A 16,584-nucleotide genomic window follows, 5' to 3' on the forward strand; every position below is an offset into this window, starting at 1 on the left:
ATCTCGCCGGACCAACGGTGATTGCGATGTTGGGTACTGATCGATCGGACGCAGCGGACAACGGCACGGGCACGGCCCTGGTGCCGACGATGCCGACGTTGCAGTGGGTTCACAAGGCGCCGCTGCCGCGCCCCGATCCGAGCTTCGTCACCCAGCTGATCGCCAACGCCGAGTATCTGCCCCAGACCACCCGGCTCCGCCGCGCCTCTTCCGAAGATGCGCGGACGGCCTATGGCAGCAAGCGGCCACTGGGAAGCGTCACCGCGCGCACGCGGCAGGTGGCTTGATCAGCGCTGCGGTGTATCCGGCGATGATGGCGTGCCGTTGCCCGGCTGAAGATGCGGCGAGGGAATTTCCGGCGAGGGTGCGCCCTGCACAGGTTTTGGCGCAGGATGATCCATCAGCACGGATTCGGCGACGGACTGCGCCGAAGGGGCGGGCGGCGCCGGCTGCGGTGCAATCACCGGCTCGAACTTGGGGGCGGCCTCCGCATCGTCCGCCGGCGCTTCGGTCTTGCGCTTGGCCTTGCGTGGCGCCGGCACCGTGGTCTCGGCGACATAGGTGACGCGGCGGCGCGTGCGCTGGGCAATGCCGCCGAGGAAGTCCGCCATCGCCAGCAGCACCAGCAGGAAAAAGGTGGAGTTGCCGAATTTGGGCCACATCACGAATTCGGCAGCGGCCGCGCCGAAGATGATCAGCGACAGCAGGTGATCCATCAGGAATTTCGAGCCCGGCCGCGCGCCCTTGACCACCTCGAGCAGCAGCAGCACCACGCCGAGCGCGAGCAGGAGATCGGCGAGCGTGACCGGCCAGGCCTCGCCCGTGATCATCGGCACCTTGAACAGCACGTCCGAGAAGGACACGCTGGGCATCAGGAAGGCGATGATGTTGTAGACCGCGAGCGGAATCAGGAGCAGCGGGAAACCGACCATCGGCGAGATGCCTTCTCGATCAAGATATCCGGACAGAACAATGCAGCGGCGAAGCATTTGCTCCGCCGCCGTCACTGCCATATCTCATGGGTTAGCCGACATCAGGCAGGTCCAATCATCCTGCCCAGAGAAAGGTCCTTAAGACTCTTTCTTCTTCAGGACCTGGCGGCCCTTGTACATGCCGGTCTTGAGGTCGAGATGGTGCGGACGACGGAGCTCGCCGGAGTCCTTGTCTTCCACATAGGTCGGCTTCTTGATGGCGTCTGCCGAGCGGCGCATGCCACGGCGCGACGGCGAGGTTTTTCTTCTCGGAACGGCCATTTCAATATCCTCTAGGGATTGGTGTCATCAGGGCATCGTCCGCGAAGGGACGGCTCAGCACCCGCAATACGAGGCGAGCTGAATGCCGATCAAGGCCGCGCTTATAGAGGAAGGCTGGCCGTAAAGCTAGGCTCTTGGGCCGGAAAATACGCCCGGAATGGGCCAAAAATCAGCGATTTTCGCGCCAACAGGTCGCGAGCGAGCTCGCCTGGCCCCGCGCCATATAGGTGGCCGCCAGCCGCCTGACGCCAGGGCCGGGCATCCGGGCGCTGCGTTTGACCGGATTCGGCAGGATCGAGGCCAGAAGCGCGGCCTCCCGGGGGGAGAGGTTTTCGGCCGATTTGCCGAAGGCATAGGCGCTGGCTGCCTCCACGCCAAACTGCCCTTGCGGACCGAGTTCGGCGATGTTGAGGTAAATTTCGAGAATCCGCGGCTTGGGCAGCACGAGGTCAATCCAAAGTGCCAGCGGGAATTCCAGCGCCTTGCGGACGAAGTCTCGCCCCTGCCACAGGAACAGATTCTTCGCGACCTGCTGAGTGATGGTGGAGGCGCCCCGGAAGGCGGTACCGTCCTCCCTCGCGTCGTCGATCGCCTCGCGCAGCGCACCCCAATCGATGCCGCGATGCTTGCAGAAATGGGCATCCTCGGCCGCCACCACCGCGCGCGGCAGATAGGGCGACATGTCAACCAGATCGATCCACTCCCGCTGCATCGGCGCGCCCCGCAAGCTGCGCCAGGCCATCAGCGTCGAAACAGGATGGCCGGTGCGGTAGAACGGCGCGATCACATAGGGCGCGAGAAGCACAACCGCGAGCACCACCAGCAGGATTTTGACGATGCGCAAATCGACCTTTCCGGCGCAAACTGAACCGCGGCCACGGGCTGGATCATTAAGTCCGTGATAATTCGGGCCTTTTCCAGCACTTTTTAGGCCTTCCAAACGATTGACTGAGGCGGGCGCATAAAGGATTGTCCCGCCGAATTTTAGTTCTGGAGCCTTTCTTGATGACCGGCACGTCCCCGTCCGATTTCGCCAAACGTCTGGACAAGACCGCTGATGACACCGAAGCCCTGCTCGGGCGCCTGCTGTCGGACGACATCCTGCACGATGAGATCGCCCGGCCCAAGCGACTGATGGACGCAATGCGCTATTCGAGCCTGAACGGCGGCAAGCGCCTGCGACCGTTCCTGGTGGTCGAAAGCGCAGCGGTGTTCGGCGTGCCGCGCGAAGCGGCCTTGCTCGTGGGCGCCGCGCTCGAATGCATCCACTGCTACTCGCTGATCCACGACGACTTGCCGGCGATGGATAATTCGGACCTGCGCCGCGGCCGCCCCACCCTGCACAAGAAGACCGACGACGCCACCGCGATCCTTGCCGGCGACGGCCTGTTGACGCTCGCGTTCGACATCGTCACCCGCGACGAGATCCATCGCGATGCCAATGTGCGGCTGCTGCTGACGCGGGCGCTGGCGCGCTGCGCCGGGATCGGCGGCATGGTCGGCGGCCAGATCCTCGATCTCGCCGGCGAAGGCCGCTTCGGCGGCAACGAGCCGATCGACGTCGCCCGCATTCAGCAGATGAAGACCGGCGCGCTCTTGCGCTACGGCTGCATCGCCGGCGCGATCCTCGGCCAGGCCTCGCAGAAAGAATATCAGGCGCTCGACGATTACGGCCGCGCGCTCGGCGAAGCCTTCCAGATCGCCGACGACCTGCTCGACGTCGAAGGCGATGCCGCCGCGCTCGGCAAGCCGGCCGGCGCCGATGCCGCGCTCGGCAAGACCACCTTCGTCACCCAGCTCGGCATCGAAGGCGCCAAGCAGCGCGTGCGCGACCTGCTCGCGCGCGCCGACAGCGCGGTCTCGATCTTCGGCGATCGCGCCGCCGTATTGCGGGCCGCAGCGCGCTTCGTCGCCGAACGGAAGAACTGACGCAGACCTTTCTTCACCTCTCCCCGCAAGCGGGGCGAGGGAGCAGACCGCCGCCGCTGCAACTGCGAGAAAGCCATCACCATCATGGCCGCAGACAAAGAAGATCCCGTCCTCATCCGCTTCCGCCGGATGTCGCGGCCGATGCGGCTGATCTATGCGCGGCCGCGGACCTTCATCGCGCTCGCGGCCGGTGTCCTGATTTGCCTGCTGCTGCCGGGGACGTATCGGCTGGTGACACGGCTCCTGCTCGGATGGGATGCGCTGATCGCCGTCTATCTCGTGCTGGTCTATGCGATGATGCTGTGCAACGACCATCAGCACATCCGCCGCGCCGCCGCGATGCAGGACGACGGCCGCTTCGTGATCCTGCTGGTGACGGCGACCGGCGCCTTCGCCAGCATCGCGGCGATCGTCTCCGAGCTCGGCACGCCGCATCGCGGCGTCCTGGAGCTGACCATCGCGATCACCACCATCGCGTTGTCATGGGCCGCCGTGCACACGATCTTCGCGCTGCATTACGCGCATGATTATTATCGGGACGGTACGGCTGGGGGCCTTCAGTTTCCGAGTGGCGACAAGGAAGACCACGCCGACTACTGGGATTTCGTCTATTTCTCGTTCGTGATCGGCATGACCGCGCAGGTGTCCGACGTCGGCATCACCGACAAGACCATCCGCCGCACCGCCACCGCCCATGGCATCGTGTCGTTCATCTACAACACGGCCTTGCTTGCACTGACGGTCAACATCGCAGCGAGCGCTATTGCGACCTGAAGCGCGACGAGATTGGGTTTAGTGTCTTGCGCGGAATAGGTGCTCTCCCTCTCCCGCTTGCGGGAGAGGTCAATTGAGCCCGCGGCGCTTCAAGCGATTCAACTTGAAGCCATCCCGCCGCAGCGATGGTCCCGGCGCAGGCCGGACCGACCCAGACAATGGTGATCAGTAACACACCTCGGCATTGGCGTCGTTTCCGGGGCCGCCGCCACCGCGATATTCGAGACGGCAGCCCCGATGCACCGGACGGCAGCCGGCGCTATTGCAGAAGACCTGCCCGCCACGCGAAGGCCGGCCTGTACCAGCGGCAGCAGCAATGCCGGCGGCGGCACCATAACCGCCCGCAGCTCCGGCAGCAGCGCCTCCTGCCTGACGACGCTGCCGGGCGGGACGTTCATCACTGTCGTCGCGCTTAGCGGTCGACGGCTTGGCCGGCTTGGCAGCACGCTGCCTCTCGCACTCATTGTCATCGTTGATCGCATAGCCGTCACGGCAGACGATCTTCGTGCACTTGTCGCCGTCGGCCTTGAAGCCGTGCTCGCAGACCAGCGGACAGACTCGCGACGGTTTTGACTTGACCGCATCGAGCGCGTCGGTGCTCGCCACCTTCACGTCGAGCTTGGTGCCGGCATAGCGGTTGAACTGCGACAGCGATCGCTGCGAGGACGTATTCCAATTGCCGTCGGCCTGCCCGGAGAAACACCCGACGCGGCCGAGCTCGGTCTGCACCGAGCGGCTCAGATCGGCCGGCGCGGTCGCCGGGGTCAGCGAGGCGATGTTGGTGCCGGCGGCGCTCGGCGTGCTGGCCGGCGCGGTGCTAGGCGCCGCGGCGGCGAGATTGACGCGTTCCTGCTCGGCGGCGGCCGCCTGCCGCTGTGCCTGCTCCTTGGCCTTCTGCGCAGCTAGCTGCGCCTGGTCGGCGGCCTTCGCCTCGGCCGCGGCCTTGGCCTGCGCATCCTTCTGCGCACCGAGCGCAGCGAGACGATCGCGCTCGGCCTCGGCCTGCTTCGCCTTCTCGATGGCCGCCGCATGGGCCTGCTCGGCCTGGATCTTGTCGATCTGGAGCTTGGCGAGGTTCGCATAGAAGCCGTCGGGGTGCTGGGCGAGGAAGGCTTCCCACGCCGGCCTGTTGCCGACCTGGAGCGCGAGCTCGTAGTCGCGGCGCATGTCCGCCTGCGGGTTCGCCACAGGCGCCGCGGCCACCGCCCTGACCGGCACCAGCGGCACGTCCTCGCCGCCGAGCGAACCGTAGACGAACGGCTCCTGCTTGTTGCCGGTCGACTTGAGCACATCGTCACGCACGAAGCCGAAGGCGCGGCGGACATCGAGGCCCGGCGTCGTCAGATGCTTCGACAGCGCGACCGTGAACGGGCTGTTGGCACCGTCGCCGTCCTGCGCCGTGAAACCGGCCTTGGCCGAATAGGCAACCAGCGTGTTGGGGCTGGTCGGCTCGACCTGGGCGAGACCGCGGCCGATGCCGCGCGAGGCAATCGTGCGCTTCATCCTCTTGCCGAACGGATTGTCACGGCAGGCATCCAGGATCACCAGACGAAGCTGCTTTGCAGGCTCGACCGCGACCAGGACACGGTCGAGCGAGAGCGCCTCGTCGTAGACATCGGTGTCGCGCTCGAGCTTGGCATCCACCGGGATCAGATAGTTCGAGCCCTCGACCTCGATGCCGTGGCCGGCGTAGTAGACCACGGCGATATCGGCATCGCGGGTCGCGTCGGCGAAGTCGCGCAGCACGCGCCGCGTGTCCAGCGCCGACAGATCGTGCCGGGACTCGACGACGTCGAAGCCCGCCTCCTTCAGCGTCTTCGCCATCACCGACCCGTCATTGACGGGATTGGCGAGCGAGGGCGCGTGCTGATAGGCCGAATTGGCGAGCACCAGCGCCACGCGCTTTCCGGCAAAAGCGGGATCAGTGCCGAACAGCAGCGCGGCAGCAAGGAGAAGCGGGCAGAGTCTGAGCAGGTTGCGCATGACACGACTTCCGAAATTCAGGGCCATCCGGGCCCCTTTGGGATCGCTTTAGCAGGACCCATCGCCGGCGCTTGTGATGGAGGTCACGAAGGCGGCTTCGATGACAGGCCGAAAGACCCTCTATGTTTGTCGCGCCAGCGCGGTCGGGGTTCGGCGACACAAGCGGGCGCGGGCTGGATTCCCTCTAGGGATCGCCGACATGCCCCCGATATTGCGGCAGACCGTCCGTAATCTCGTGCCAGGGCGCCTTCGAGCCCACAAAAATATGGGCGCTCGGCCGGATCGAGGGGGCATCGACCAGGGTTCCCATGGCGACATGGACCCATTGTCCTTCACGGACCCGGGAATACAGCAGCGAACCGCATCGGGCACAATGGGCATCGTGGGTGGTATCGTCGCCGAAAATCATCCGCAGGTCCCCGCCGCGGACGATGCGGAGCTTGTCATGCGCGATTCCGGCGAACGGCTTGAACGCGGCGCCGGTGGTGCGACGACAGTTCGAGCAGTGGCAGTTCATCGCATAGGAGAACGCGTCGGCCACCTCGAAGCGCACAGCGCGGCAATAGCATTCGCCGGCGAGGATACGAGCGTTCGAATTCTCTGATTCTGTCATCGTGACGCCTTCGCGCAAATCGCTGACACACCCATAGCGCATTTTGACGTGTACGACTAAGTTCGCCCGAAGCCATCATGCAAAGGAATCACCCATGAGCCAGATCCGGTCGAGCGTCGAAGCCGTCGTGCAATCCTACTTTGACGGACTCTATGAGGGCGACGCCGAGAAGCTCGGCGCCATCTTCCATCCCTCCGCCGATCTGCGCTGGGTCGAGAAGGGCGAGCTCCAGGTTCTGACGGTGCCCGACTGGCTCGACCGCGTCCGCAAGCGCGCCTCCGCCAAGGCCGAGGGCAAGCCGCGCGAGGACTTCATCGTCACTATCGACCGTTCGGACGACAAGACCGCCTTCATCAAGGTCAGATGCCAGCTGCCGCCGCGCTATTTCACCGACTATCTGGTCGCGATGAAGCTCGCCGACGGCTGGCAGATCGTGTCGAAATCGTACCGGTACGACCTGAGGGAGTGAGGCGCCTCTCGACCTTCGCTGCCTGAAATCTGGCGCACTCGCTACCCAGTCTTCGTCATTGCGAGCGCAGCGAAGCAATCCAGAATCCCTCCGCGAAGACAGCCTGGATTGCTTCGCGGAGCCTGTCATCGGGCCGCGCTTCGCGCGGACCCGGTGGCTCGCAGTGACGGTGCGGATAAAGCATCCGTTACATCTACCGCCTCCATTCGCCTGAAAGCCCCCCATGCTTCTCGACCGCCGTTCCCTGCTCGCCTCGCTCTGCTGGATGGCCGCCTCTCCCGCACTTGCGGCAGAGGCGCCGCCCGAACTCGAAATCTATGAACGCGAGAGCGGCGGGCGGATCGGGATCTACGCCGAAAATCTCGCGACCGGCAAAAAGCTCGCATGGCGCGCCGACGAGCGGTTCGTGATGTGCTCGACATTCAAGGCTTCGCTGGCAGCCTGCGTGCTGGCGCGGGTCGATCGCGGTGACGAACAGCTTGCGGCAGCGATTCCTTACGGCCAGGCCGACCTTTTGGGGCATGCACCGGTTGCCAGACAAAATCTCGCGGCGGGCAAGATGTCGGTCGGCGAGATGTGCAAGGCCATCGTCGAGCTCAGCGACAACACTTGCGCCAATCTGCTGCTGGCGCGGATCGGCGGCCCCGCAGCGTTGACTGCATTCTGGCGATCGCTCGGCGACACCACCTCGCGGCTCGACCACAACGAGCCCGAGCTCAATCGCTCGCCGCCCGGCAATCCCCAGGACACCACGACGCCGGCGGCGATGGCGAACAATTTGCGCCGGCTGGTGCTGGGCGAAGCCTTGTCGGCGCAATCGCGCGTCCAGCTCACCGACTGGATGGTGAACTGCAAGACCGGCGCAAACCGGCTGCGTGGCGGGCTCCCCGCGGGCTGGAAGATCGGCGACAAGACCGGGAACAACGGCAAGGACGCCTCGGGCGATATCGCGGTCGCCTGGCCCAAGCCGGATACACCGATCCTGATCGCGGCCTATACCCAGGGCGGCACGCCGAGTGCGGCGCAGATCGCGGCGGTGTTCGCGCACATCGGCCGCAGGGTGGCCGAACGCCTCGCCTGAACCGCGCCGCATTGACCTTGCGGGCGCTTCCGGGTCAAGACAGACCATCATGGAAGCGAAGTTTCAGACCTTTCTCATCTTGCTCGCCGTGCTGGCAGGCACCGCACTTGCCGCGCGCCGCTTCAACATCGCGCCTGCCATTCTGCTGATGCTCTCCGGCGTCGGCCTTGCCTTCGTGCCGGGCATGCCGCCGGTGGAATTGCCGCCGGAGCTGGTGCTCTTGATGGTCCTGCCGCCGCTGATCTATTCGGCGAGCGTCGCCATGAGCTGGCGCGAGTTCAGGAACAATCTGCGTCCGATCGTGCTGCTCGCGGTCGGCGCGGTGATCTTCACCGCGGCGATGGTGGCGGCCGCCACGCACTACATGATCGGCCTGCCCTGGACCATCGGCTTCCTGCTCGGGGCCATCGTCGCGCCGCCCGACGTGGTGGCGCCGCTCGCGATCGCGCGCCGGCTCAACATGCCGCGGCGGCTCCTCGTCATTCTCGAGGGCGAAGGACTGGCCAATGATGCCACTGCGCTGATCCTCTACCGCTTCGCGCTCGCCGCCATCATGGTCGGACATTTCTCGCTGCCGCTCGCGGCCGGCGAGTTCCTCCTCATCGTCGCCAGCGAGATCGCCTTCGGCATCGGCGTCGGCTGGCTCTCCCTTCGCTTCCGCAAATGGTCCGGGGATCCGCAGGTCGAGCTGACGCTGTCGCTGATCACACCCTACGTCTCCTACTGGCTGCCCGAGCACGTCGGCGGCTCCGGCGTGATCGCGACGGTTGCCTGCGGCCTCTATGTGAGCTGGAACGGGCCGCTGCTGATCTCGTCGGCAACGCGCCTGCAAGGCATCTTCTTCTGGGATCTCGTGATCTACCTGATCGAAGGCATGCTGTTCCTTCTCACCGGCTTCCAGATGCGCGCGCTCTACGAGAAATCGAAGGCCTTCCCGCTCGACGACATCCTCATCGCGACTGCAGTGGTCCTGGTCATCGTCGTGATCGCGCGCTTCGCCTGGCTCTATCCCGCGACTTATCTGCCGCGGATGCTCTCGAAGTCGCTGCGCGAGCGCGACCCGTCGCCGCCATGGCAATGGCCGTTCGTGCTCGCCTTCACCGGCGTGCGCGGCGCGGTGTCGCTGGCGGCCGCGCTGGCGCTGCCGTTCGCGCTGCCTGATGGCGAGGCCTTTCCGTCTCGCGATCTGATCCTGTTCGTCGCCTTCGGTGTCATCTTCGTCACGCTGATCGGCGTCGGCCTGACGCTGCCGCCGATCGTGCGCTGGCTCGGCGTCGCCGAAGCCGGCCGGCACGAGCATGCCGCCGCGCACGAAGCGGAGATCTTGGCGCGACGCCAGGCGCTCGATGCCGCACTGAAGTCGCTCGATGCGTTGACCGCGGAAAAGGAGATCTCCGACGAGGTGATGCGGCTTCTGCGCGCCCGCCACGAGATCCGCGTCAACCAGCTGCCCGATTCACTCGATCCGACCCATCACGACGTCTCCGCCGCAGGCACCGCGCTGACCCGCAGCCTGATCGAGGCCGAGCGCAAATTCATCCACGATCTCCTGCGCGACGGCCAGATCACCGACGAGACGCGGCGCCGGATCGAGCGGGACCTGGATCTGGAGGAGGCGAGTTTGGCGAACCGGGAGTATCGGGGCGGGCCGCTATAGCTCCCGTCATTGCGAGCGCAGCGGAACAATCTACCGCCTCTCGCAAAACTCCCCCACCGCCGCTGCCACGGCTCCTGCGATCAGCTCCTGCCGCTCCGCCGAGTTCATCTCCATTTCCTCGTCGCGATTGATGATCGAGCCGGCCTCGAGCAGCACGGCGGCGCTCCGCGTCCGCGACAGCACGACGAGCCCGTCATAGCGATAGACGCCGACATCCCTGTCGAGCAGCTGGCGGCGATAGCGACCCATCACCGGCAGGGTGTATTGGCTGGCATAATGCAGGCCGTGCTCCTTCAACTGCTTGCCGATCATCCGGGCCAGCTTCAGGCTGGTACTGAAGTGCGGATTGCGTTCGGAGACGAACAGCGAGTGCCCCGAAAATCGATCGCTGAAATAGCTCTTTGCGCCGTCGAACTCCCAGGTTTCGAGCAGCTTGTCCGGCACCGAATCATGATGGACCGACAGGAACAGATCGGCCCGGCCTTGGTTCGCGGCGCCGACGCGCTTGAACAGGCTCGGCCGTGCCTTGCCGTCCGTGACGAGCAGGCGGGCTTCGGCAAAGCCTTCGGACTTGAGTTTCGTCGTGATGAGCCTTGCGAGGCGGAAGTTGAAGCCGAACTCCGGATCATTGCGCGCGCTCAATGCGCCGTAGGAGTCCGCGGTGTGCCCGACGTCCACGACGATCCGAAATTTCGGCATCTCACATTTGGCTGGTGCGGGCGACGGCTTAGGTCTGACTTTCGCGACCTTCCGGGCCGGAGCAGCGCGGCCCGCGTCGATCGACGGAAGCAACAGCGCGACCAGCGACACCAGGAGAATTACAACGATGCCCCGCGACTGACCCAAGTCCTACCCCGCTGCCGCGATCCGCGGCCGGCCGACGAAGCCCGTTCCGGGGCCGGACTCGGTCAGGAATGTATCGTCCTCTGCGCGGAGCATGGAAAGCCTCCCGATTTGTTTTTTGGGAAGATTGGCGCGGGAGCGGGAGGACGTCAACGCAAGAACGGCTCTCGTAGGGTGGGCAAAGGCGCGCTCTTCGCGCGCCATGCCCACCACAGCTACTACGATCACAGAAACATGGTGGGCACGGCGCTGACGCGCCTTTGCCTACCCTACGGCACTGAAGAAGCGCTGCGCTGCGTCCGGGGCACGAGAGGGTTCAAACCGGCCGCTCCCCCTTCACCGTCACGCGCGTGCCCGAGCGCGTGTGCGGCCAGTAGTCCCACATCGCGCGGTGCTGGGTGCAGCGGTTGTCCCAGAAGGCGATGGCGTTCTCGGTCCAGCGGAAGCGGCACTGGAACAGCGGGTTCTCGGCGTGCTGGTAGAGATAGGCGAGCATCGCGTCGCTCTCGTCGCGCGGGATGCCGTTGATATGGCGGGTGAAGCCGCGGTTGACGTAGAGCGCTTTTCTGCCGGTGACGGGATGCGTGCGCACCACGGGATGCTCGGCATGCGGATAGGAGGGACGGTCAGCGACGCCATAATTCGCGTAGAGCCCGCGATAGATCGGCTCGCCGTCATGCAACGCGGTGAGCCCGTCGAGATAGGCCTTCATGCGGTCCGACAGCGCCTCATAGGCCGCATACATGTTGGCGAACAGCGTGTCGCCGCCGCGCGGCGGGCATTGCTTGATGTAGAGGATCGAGCCCATCGGCGGCTCGAGATCGCAGGACACGTCGGAGTGCCAGCCTTCGCCGTTGGCGCGCGGCGAGTTCTTGTCGGCATAGATCTTCATCAGCGCCGGATCTTCGTCCTCGTGGGGAGCGGCGGGATGGAAATGCAGCTCGCCGAACTTGCGGCCAAAGGCGAGGTGCTGCTGCGGCGTGATGTGCTGGTCGCGGAAGAAGATCACGAGGTTTTCGGCGAGCGCGCGGTGGATCTCGTCCATCTGCCGGTTGGAGCGGGCATCGCCATCGACGAGCTTGCCGATATCGACGCCACTGATTTCCGCGCCGATGATCGGCGTGAGCTTTTCGACCGCGATGGTTTCGTAAGGAGCGCCGTCCTCAGCCGTGTGGCGATAGCGCGGACCCTGCTTGCCGGCGAGTGAGCTCATGGCGTGTCTCCCGATCATCTTGATTGAGAGCCATCGTAGCCCGGATGGAGCGAAGCGCAATCCGGGAGCAATCGTTCTGCGGTGGGCAGCGCCCCGGATTTCGCTGCGCTCCATCCGGGCTACGGTCGCGCAAAAAATAAGGCGGGTTTCGTTTCGCGAACCCGCCTTATGATTCCGATGTTTAGGAGAAAACTACTCCGCCGCGGGCGCCGGGACCTTGGCGCCCTGGCCGTAGCGTTGGTCGATGTAGTCAATCACCAGCGCCTTGAAGTCGGCGGAGATGGTCGGGCCGCGCAGCGTGCGGAATTTCTTGCCGTCGACGAACACGGGCGCGGCCGGGGCTTCGCCAGTGCCGGGCAGCGAGATGCCGATATTGGCGTGCTTGGATTCGCCGGGGCCGTTGACGATGCAGCCCATCACCGCGACGTTGAGCTCTTCCACGCCGGGATATTTCGTCTTCCAGGTCGGCATCTCGTCGCGGATGAAATCCTGGATCGAGCGGGCCAGCTCCTGGAACGTGGTCGAGGTGGTGCGGCCGCAGCCGGGGCAGGCCGCAACGAGCGGCACGAAGGTGCGGAAGCCCATGGTCTGCAGCAGCTCCTGGCCGACCTGCACCTCACGGGTGCGGTCGCCGCCGGGCTCCGGCGTCAGCGAGATGCGGATGGTATCGCCGATGCCCTGCTGCAAGAGGATGCCGAGCGCGGCCGAGGAGGCCACGATCCCCTTCGAGCCCATGCCGGCCTCGGTGAGACCAAGATGAATGGCGTAATCGGAACGGGACGCGAGATCCTGGTAGACCGCGATGAGATCCTGCACCGCCGAGACCTTTGCGGAGAGGATGATGCGGTCCTTGGGCATGCCGAGCTCTTCGGCGCGCGCGGCCGAGAGCAGCGCGGACTGCACCATGGCCTCGCGCGTCACCGCGCGCACGTCACGCGGATTCGGCGAGGCGGCGTTCTCGTCCATCAGCTTGGTCAAAAGCTCCTGGTCGAGCGAGCCCCAATTGGCGCCGATGCGGACTGGCTTGTCGTTCTTGTTCGCGATCTCGATGATGTCGGCAAACTGGGTGTCGCGCTTGTCCTTGAAGCCGACATTGCCGGGATTGATGCGGTATTTGGCCAGCGCCTCGGCGCAGGCCGGATAGGCCGCGAGCAGCTTGTGACCGATATAGTGGAAGTCGCCGATCAGCGGCGTGGTGATGCCGCGCTTGGCGAGGCCGTCGCGGATGTGCGGAACGGCGGCTGCGGCTTCCTCGCGGTCCACGGTGATGCGGACCATTTCGGAGCCGGCGCGCGCGAGTGCTGCGACCTGGGCGATGGTGCTGTCGACATCGGCGGTGTCGGTGTTGGTCATCGACTGCACGACGATCGGCGCACCGCCGCCCACAGTGACGTTGCCCACCTTCACCTGGATGGTCTTGTGCCGGGGCGCGGGGCCCGCAACGTCGGAATCGAGAGGGTTTTCGAGCTTGTTCATGGGGTCCAAATATCAGGTTTTGGTGACGTTCAGCAATGCATCGCGCGGCGCCGCAGCCGTTTGGCTGGGACGGTTAACCAGAAAAAGCCCAGCAATTACAAGGACCGCAGCGGCCCCGAATGTCAGGCTCAGGGTGTCGTGCATGATGAAATAGCTACCCACCACGCCAAACAAAGGGGTGATGAAGGTAAAAGCGGACAATTTGCTGGCCGAATAGGCCTTCACCAGCGCGAACCAGAGCGTGAACGTGGTTCCCACCACCCAGATCGCCTGGAACGCCATCAGGCCGAGCGACAGCGGCGCCGGCATGTGCGTGATGGTTTCGCCGAACAGCCAGGCCGCCAGCCCCAGAATCGGGATCGAGGTCGCGACCTGATAACCCAGCGCCTTCTCGGGCGCGGCGAAGCGCAGCCGCGTGCCCTTGGCGACCAGCGTGGTTGCCGCCCACAGCGCGGCGCCGCCGACGACCAGGAGATCGCCGAGCAGAACATGCGAATCGACATTGGGCTGCGGCACGCCGATCGCCAGCGCGACGCCGGCAAAGCTGATGGCGAGACCCAACCATTGCGAGCCGCCGAGACGCTCGCCGAGCGCCTGGTAGGAGCCGAGCGCAACGAAGAACGGCGCCGTGTAGAGGAACACCACCGCACGCGAAGCAAACGTGAGACGTAGCCCCTGGAAAATCAGCACGAATTCGATGCCGAACATCAGCCCTGCGATCAGGCCGGGCTTCCAGGTGCCGTCGCGTTCGAAGAATTTGACACCACGCAGGGCGCCGATGATGAACAGCACCGGCAGCGCGCCCATCGAGCGAATGGTGGCCTGGAGCATCGGCGGAATGTCCGGCAGCACCAGCTTCACCGCGATCTGGTTGAACCCCCAGGTCAGGCACAGCATGAGCATCAGGGCGATGGCGCCGGCACTGAGGGGACGACCTTCGGACGGTATGACTTGAGGTGCGGACATTTCTTCCCGAAATCCGGCTTTGCGCCGTTGTTGCTTTAAGACATTTTCTGACAATGGGCGCAGACGCCCGTGATCTCCACCACAGACAGCTTTGGTGCGAAGCCCGAGCTGCGCGCGGCAGCGTTGAGGTCCTTGGCGAAGGACGCCGAGGAGATCTCGCCGACCAGGCCGCAACGCTCGCAGATCAGGAACGCCACCGCGGAGGTCGCGTCGTGGTCATGGGCGGCGCAGGCGAGATAGGCATTGCGGCTCTCGATGCGATGCACGAGACCGTTGGCCATCAGGAAATCGAGGGCACGATAGACCGTGATCGGCGCCGGCCGCGCCATCGATTTTGCCAGTTCGTCGATCACCTCATAGGCACCTAGCGGGCGGTGGCTGGAAAGCAAGGCTCCCAGCACCTGGCGGCGGATTGGCGTGAATTTCTGCGCGCGCTGCTCGCAGACGGCCTCGGCATGCGCGAGTGCATCCGCGGTGCAGCGGCGGTGATCGTGATCGGGCGCGGGAAATGCCGGCTTTGCGAGTGTCATGCGCCTGACCTTCTAGCATTTCGACCCGGGAACCCAAAGCACGACACTGCGACCGGCTGCCAGCCATGCCAACGCTGCGGGACAGCTACCCGATAATCCTGCCCTGAAATAATCATAAGCTTGCTTACTATATCTTCGACTTATTGGAGATAAAGCTCATGACCCGCGGGTCTGTCGACCAGAACTTCCTGTTCACGCTCTCCGAGCTCTACCGCCTGCTGCGCGTCTATGCCGACAAGGAGGCCTCGCGGTTCGGCATCACCCGCGCGCAATGGGCGGTGCTGGCCAAGGTGGAGCGCAGCGAGGGCATGAAGCAGTCGGAGCTCGCCGAGCTCTTGGAGGTGCAGCCGATCACGCTGACGCGCCTGATCGACAAGCTCTGCGACAACGATTGGCTCGAGCGCCGCAGCGACGCCTCGGACCGCCGCGTCAAGCGCCTCTACCTGAAGAAGGCCGGCCGGCAGCTGCTCGGCCGGATGAGCGGGCTCCGGTCCGAAATCACCGCCAACGCGCTCGACGGCATCAGCCCGGCCGACGCCCATCGTCTCCTCGTCCAGCTGGAAACAATCAAGGAAAACGTGCGGACCGCCACCCAGACCAGCGGCGCGGAGCAAGCACGGAAGGAGCAGCGCTATGGCTGATCAGGTCCTCAAGTTCCAGCCCGAGCAGAAGAGCGACGGCGGCAAACCGACCAAGAAGGCCGGCACCGATCCGCGCCGCCGCTTGGTGGCGGGCCTGCGCCGCTATCGCCGTTTCCTGCTCCTGGTCGTGCTGCCTCTCATCGCCGCCATCGGCGGCCTCACGCTCTATCTGCAAGGCGGCCGCTATGTCGGCACTGACGATGCCTATGTCGGCGCGCAGAAGGTGCTGGTGACACCCGATATCTCCGGCAAGATCCTGAAAGTCGTCGTGAAGGAAGGTCAGGTCGTCAAGCAGGGCGACGAGCTGTTCGAGATCGACTCCGTTCCGTTCCGCCTCGCCGTCGATGAAGCCAAGGCACAGCTCGCGCAGGCCCGCACGACCTACGACAACCTCGTTGCCAATATCAGGATCTACGGCGACATGCTCAACCTCGCCCAGCAGGGCGTCGAGCTGAAGCAGCGCGACGTCGAGCGCAAGCAGGCCCTGGTGAAGAACAGTTTCGGCTCCCAGCTCGATCTCGACAATGCAGCCAACGCGCTGGTGACCGCCGGCGCACAGACGCAGTTCGTCAAGCAGCAGCTGTCGAACGCGAAGACGCAATTGCTCGGCAAACCCGACCTGCCACTGGAGCAGTTCCCTCCCTATGCGCAGGCCAAGGCAAAGCTCGAGGACGCCCAGCGCAATCTCGACCACACCGTGCTGCGCGCGCCGATGGGTGGCGTGGCGACGCAGGTCGAGCAGATCCAGCTCGGCCGCTATGTCGCCGCCGGCACGCCGGTGTTCTCCATCATCGACGTCGCCCATCCCTGGGTCGACGCCAACCCGAAGGAGAGCGACCTCACCTATGTGACCGAAGGACAGCCCGTCACGCTCGAGGTCGACGCGTTCCCGAACCACGTCTTCAAGGGCAAGATCGGCTCGCTTTCGCCCGGCACCGGCGCGCAATTCGCGATCCTGCCGCCGCAGAATGCCACCGGCAATTTCGTCAAGGTGGTGCAGCGCGTGCCGATCCGCATCTATTTCGACGAGACCGACAAATATGTGCGGAAGCTGAAGGCCGGCATGAGCGTCTACGCCACCATCGATACCGGCCATCGACGCTCGCTCGCCGGCCTGTTCGGCCTGTCGGCAACCGCGGGCCAGGATAAAGACTAG

Annotated in this window: 18 protein-coding genes; 8 read left to right on the top strand and 10 right to left on the bottom strand. The window is 65.0% G+C overall.

The window, feature by feature from the left end; genetic code table 11:
• Positions 1–26 precede the first annotated feature (26 nt).
• Positions 27–287: a hypothetical protein gene (locus JQ566_RS13215; protein ID WP_212372669.1), complete on the top strand. Its 261-nt coding sequence runs from the start codon at positions 27–29 to the stop codon at positions 285–287.
• Here JQ566_RS13215 and JQ566_RS13220 read toward each other — a convergent pair whose 3' ends face one another.
• The 3 genes from JQ566_RS13220 to mtgA all read right to left on the bottom strand — a co-directional run bounded on the left by JQ566_RS13220 (position 288) and on the right by mtgA (position 2,097).
• Complete coding sequence (locus tag JQ566_RS13220; protein WP_212372670.1) at positions 288–932, bottom strand: hypothetical protein; 645 nt, start codon at positions 930–932, stop codon at positions 288–290.
• Positions 933–1,070: 138 nt separating this feature from the next.
• Complete coding sequence (gene rpmF, locus JQ566_RS13225; protein ID WP_007598106.1) at positions 1,071–1,253, bottom strand: 50S ribosomal protein L32; 183 nt, start codon at positions 1,251–1,253, stop codon at positions 1,071–1,073.
• 169 nt (positions 1,254–1,422) lie between these two features.
• Positions 1,423–2,097, bottom strand: coding sequence for a monofunctional biosynthetic peptidoglycan transglycosylase (mtgA, locus tag JQ566_RS13230; RefSeq protein WP_212372671.1), 675 nt, complete (start codon positions 2,095–2,097; stop codon positions 1,423–1,425).
• A gap of 161 nt (positions 2,098–2,258) precedes the next feature.
• Between mtgA and JQ566_RS13235 the strand changes: the two genes are divergently transcribed.
• Together JQ566_RS13235 and JQ566_RS13240 are read left to right on the top strand one after the other, a co-directional pair.
• Positions 2,259–3,182: a polyprenyl synthetase family protein gene (locus JQ566_RS13235; protein WP_212372672.1), complete on the top strand. Its 924-nt coding sequence runs from the start codon at positions 2,259–2,261 to the stop codon at positions 3,180–3,182.
• 84 nt (positions 3,183–3,266) lie between these two features.
• Positions 3,267–3,956, top strand: a complete 690-nt coding sequence (locus JQ566_RS13240) for a DUF1345 domain-containing protein (RefSeq protein ID WP_212372673.1) — start codon at positions 3,267–3,269, stop codon at positions 3,954–3,956.
• A gap of 165 nt (positions 3,957–4,121) precedes the next feature.
• Here the strand turns inward: JQ566_RS13240 and JQ566_RS13245 are convergent, their stop codons facing one another.
• Both JQ566_RS13245 and JQ566_RS13250 read right to left on the bottom strand, forming a co-directional pair.
• Positions 4,122–5,939, bottom strand: coding sequence for a caspase family protein (locus JQ566_RS13245; protein WP_212372674.1), 1,818 nt, complete (start codon positions 5,937–5,939; stop codon positions 4,122–4,124).
• Positions 5,940–6,123: 184 nt separating this feature from the next.
• On the bottom strand, positions 6,124–6,552 hold the full coding sequence (locus tag JQ566_RS13250) for a GFA family protein (RefSeq protein ID WP_212373081.1): 429 nt from the start codon (positions 6,550–6,552) through the stop codon (positions 6,124–6,126).
• Between the two features lie 94 nt (positions 6,553–6,646).
• On the opposite strand from JQ566_RS13250, the gene JQ566_RS13255 reads away from it, so the two are divergent.
• From JQ566_RS13255 to JQ566_RS13265, 3 genes are all read left to right on the top strand, one after another.
• A complete protein-coding gene (locus tag JQ566_RS13255; protein ID WP_212372675.1) occupies positions 6,647–7,021 on the top strand; it encodes a nuclear transport factor 2 family protein in 375 nt (124 codons plus the stop codon).
• Between the two features lie 223 nt (positions 7,022–7,244).
• On the top strand, positions 7,245–8,102 hold the full coding sequence (bla, locus tag JQ566_RS13260; protein ID WP_212372676.1) for a class A beta-lactamase: 858 nt from the start codon (positions 7,245–7,247) through the stop codon (positions 8,100–8,102).
• Between the two features lie 49 nt (positions 8,103–8,151).
• Positions 8,152–9,759, top strand: a complete 1,608-nt coding sequence (locus JQ566_RS13265) for a Na+/H+ antiporter (RefSeq protein WP_212372677.1) — start codon at positions 8,152–8,154, stop codon at positions 9,757–9,759.
• Between the two features lie 30 nt (positions 9,760–9,789).
• Here the strand turns inward: JQ566_RS13265 and JQ566_RS13270 are convergent, their stop codons facing one another.
• The 5 genes from JQ566_RS13270 to JQ566_RS13290 form a co-directional block, all read right to left on the bottom strand.
• The gene (locus JQ566_RS13270) at positions 9,790–10,605 is read right to left on the bottom strand and encodes an N-acetylmuramoyl-L-alanine amidase (RefSeq protein WP_212372678.1); all 816 of its coding nucleotides are present in this window, start codon (positions 10,603–10,605) and stop codon (positions 9,790–9,792) included.
• A 313-nt stretch (positions 10,606–10,918) separates the two neighbouring features.
• On the bottom strand, positions 10,919–11,815 hold the full coding sequence (locus JQ566_RS13275; protein WP_212372679.1) for a TauD/TfdA dioxygenase family protein: 897 nt from the start codon (positions 11,813–11,815) through the stop codon (positions 10,919–10,921).
• A 192-nt stretch (positions 11,816–12,007) separates the two neighbouring features.
• Positions 12,008–13,291, bottom strand: a complete 1,284-nt coding sequence (gene ispG, locus JQ566_RS13280) for a flavodoxin-dependent (E)-4-hydroxy-3-methylbut-2-enyl-diphosphate synthase (RefSeq protein ID WP_212372680.1) — start codon at positions 13,289–13,291, stop codon at positions 12,008–12,010.
• 12 nt (positions 13,292–13,303) lie between these two features.
• Positions 13,304–14,257: a DMT family transporter gene (locus JQ566_RS13285; protein WP_212372681.1), complete on the bottom strand. Its 954-nt coding sequence runs from the start codon at positions 14,255–14,257 to the stop codon at positions 13,304–13,306.
• 35 nt (positions 14,258–14,292) lie between these two features.
• The gene (locus JQ566_RS13290; protein WP_212372682.1) at positions 14,293–14,787 is read right to left on the bottom strand and encodes a Fur family transcriptional regulator; all 495 of its coding nucleotides are present in this window, start codon (positions 14,785–14,787) and stop codon (positions 14,293–14,295) included.
• Positions 14,788–14,945: 158 nt separating this feature from the next.
• On the opposite strand from JQ566_RS13290, the gene JQ566_RS13295 reads away from it, so the two are divergent.
• Together JQ566_RS13295 and JQ566_RS13300 are read left to right on the top strand one after the other, a co-directional pair.
• On the top strand, positions 14,946–15,428 hold the full coding sequence (locus tag JQ566_RS13295; RefSeq protein ID WP_212372683.1) for a MarR family winged helix-turn-helix transcriptional regulator: 483 nt from the start codon (positions 14,946–14,948) through the stop codon (positions 15,426–15,428).
• Complete coding sequence (locus JQ566_RS13300; protein ID WP_212372684.1) at positions 15,421–16,584, top strand: HlyD family secretion protein; 1,164 nt, start codon at positions 15,421–15,423, stop codon at positions 16,582–16,584. The genes JQ566_RS13295 and JQ566_RS13300 overlap by 8 nt, the downstream gene beginning before the upstream one ends.

The sequence above is a fragment of the Bradyrhizobium sp. SZCCT0231 genome (assembly GCF_018130245.1).
GTDB classification, from domain to species: domain Bacteria; phylum Pseudomonadota; class Alphaproteobacteria; order Rhizobiales; family Xanthobacteraceae; genus Bradyrhizobium; species Bradyrhizobium japonicum_F.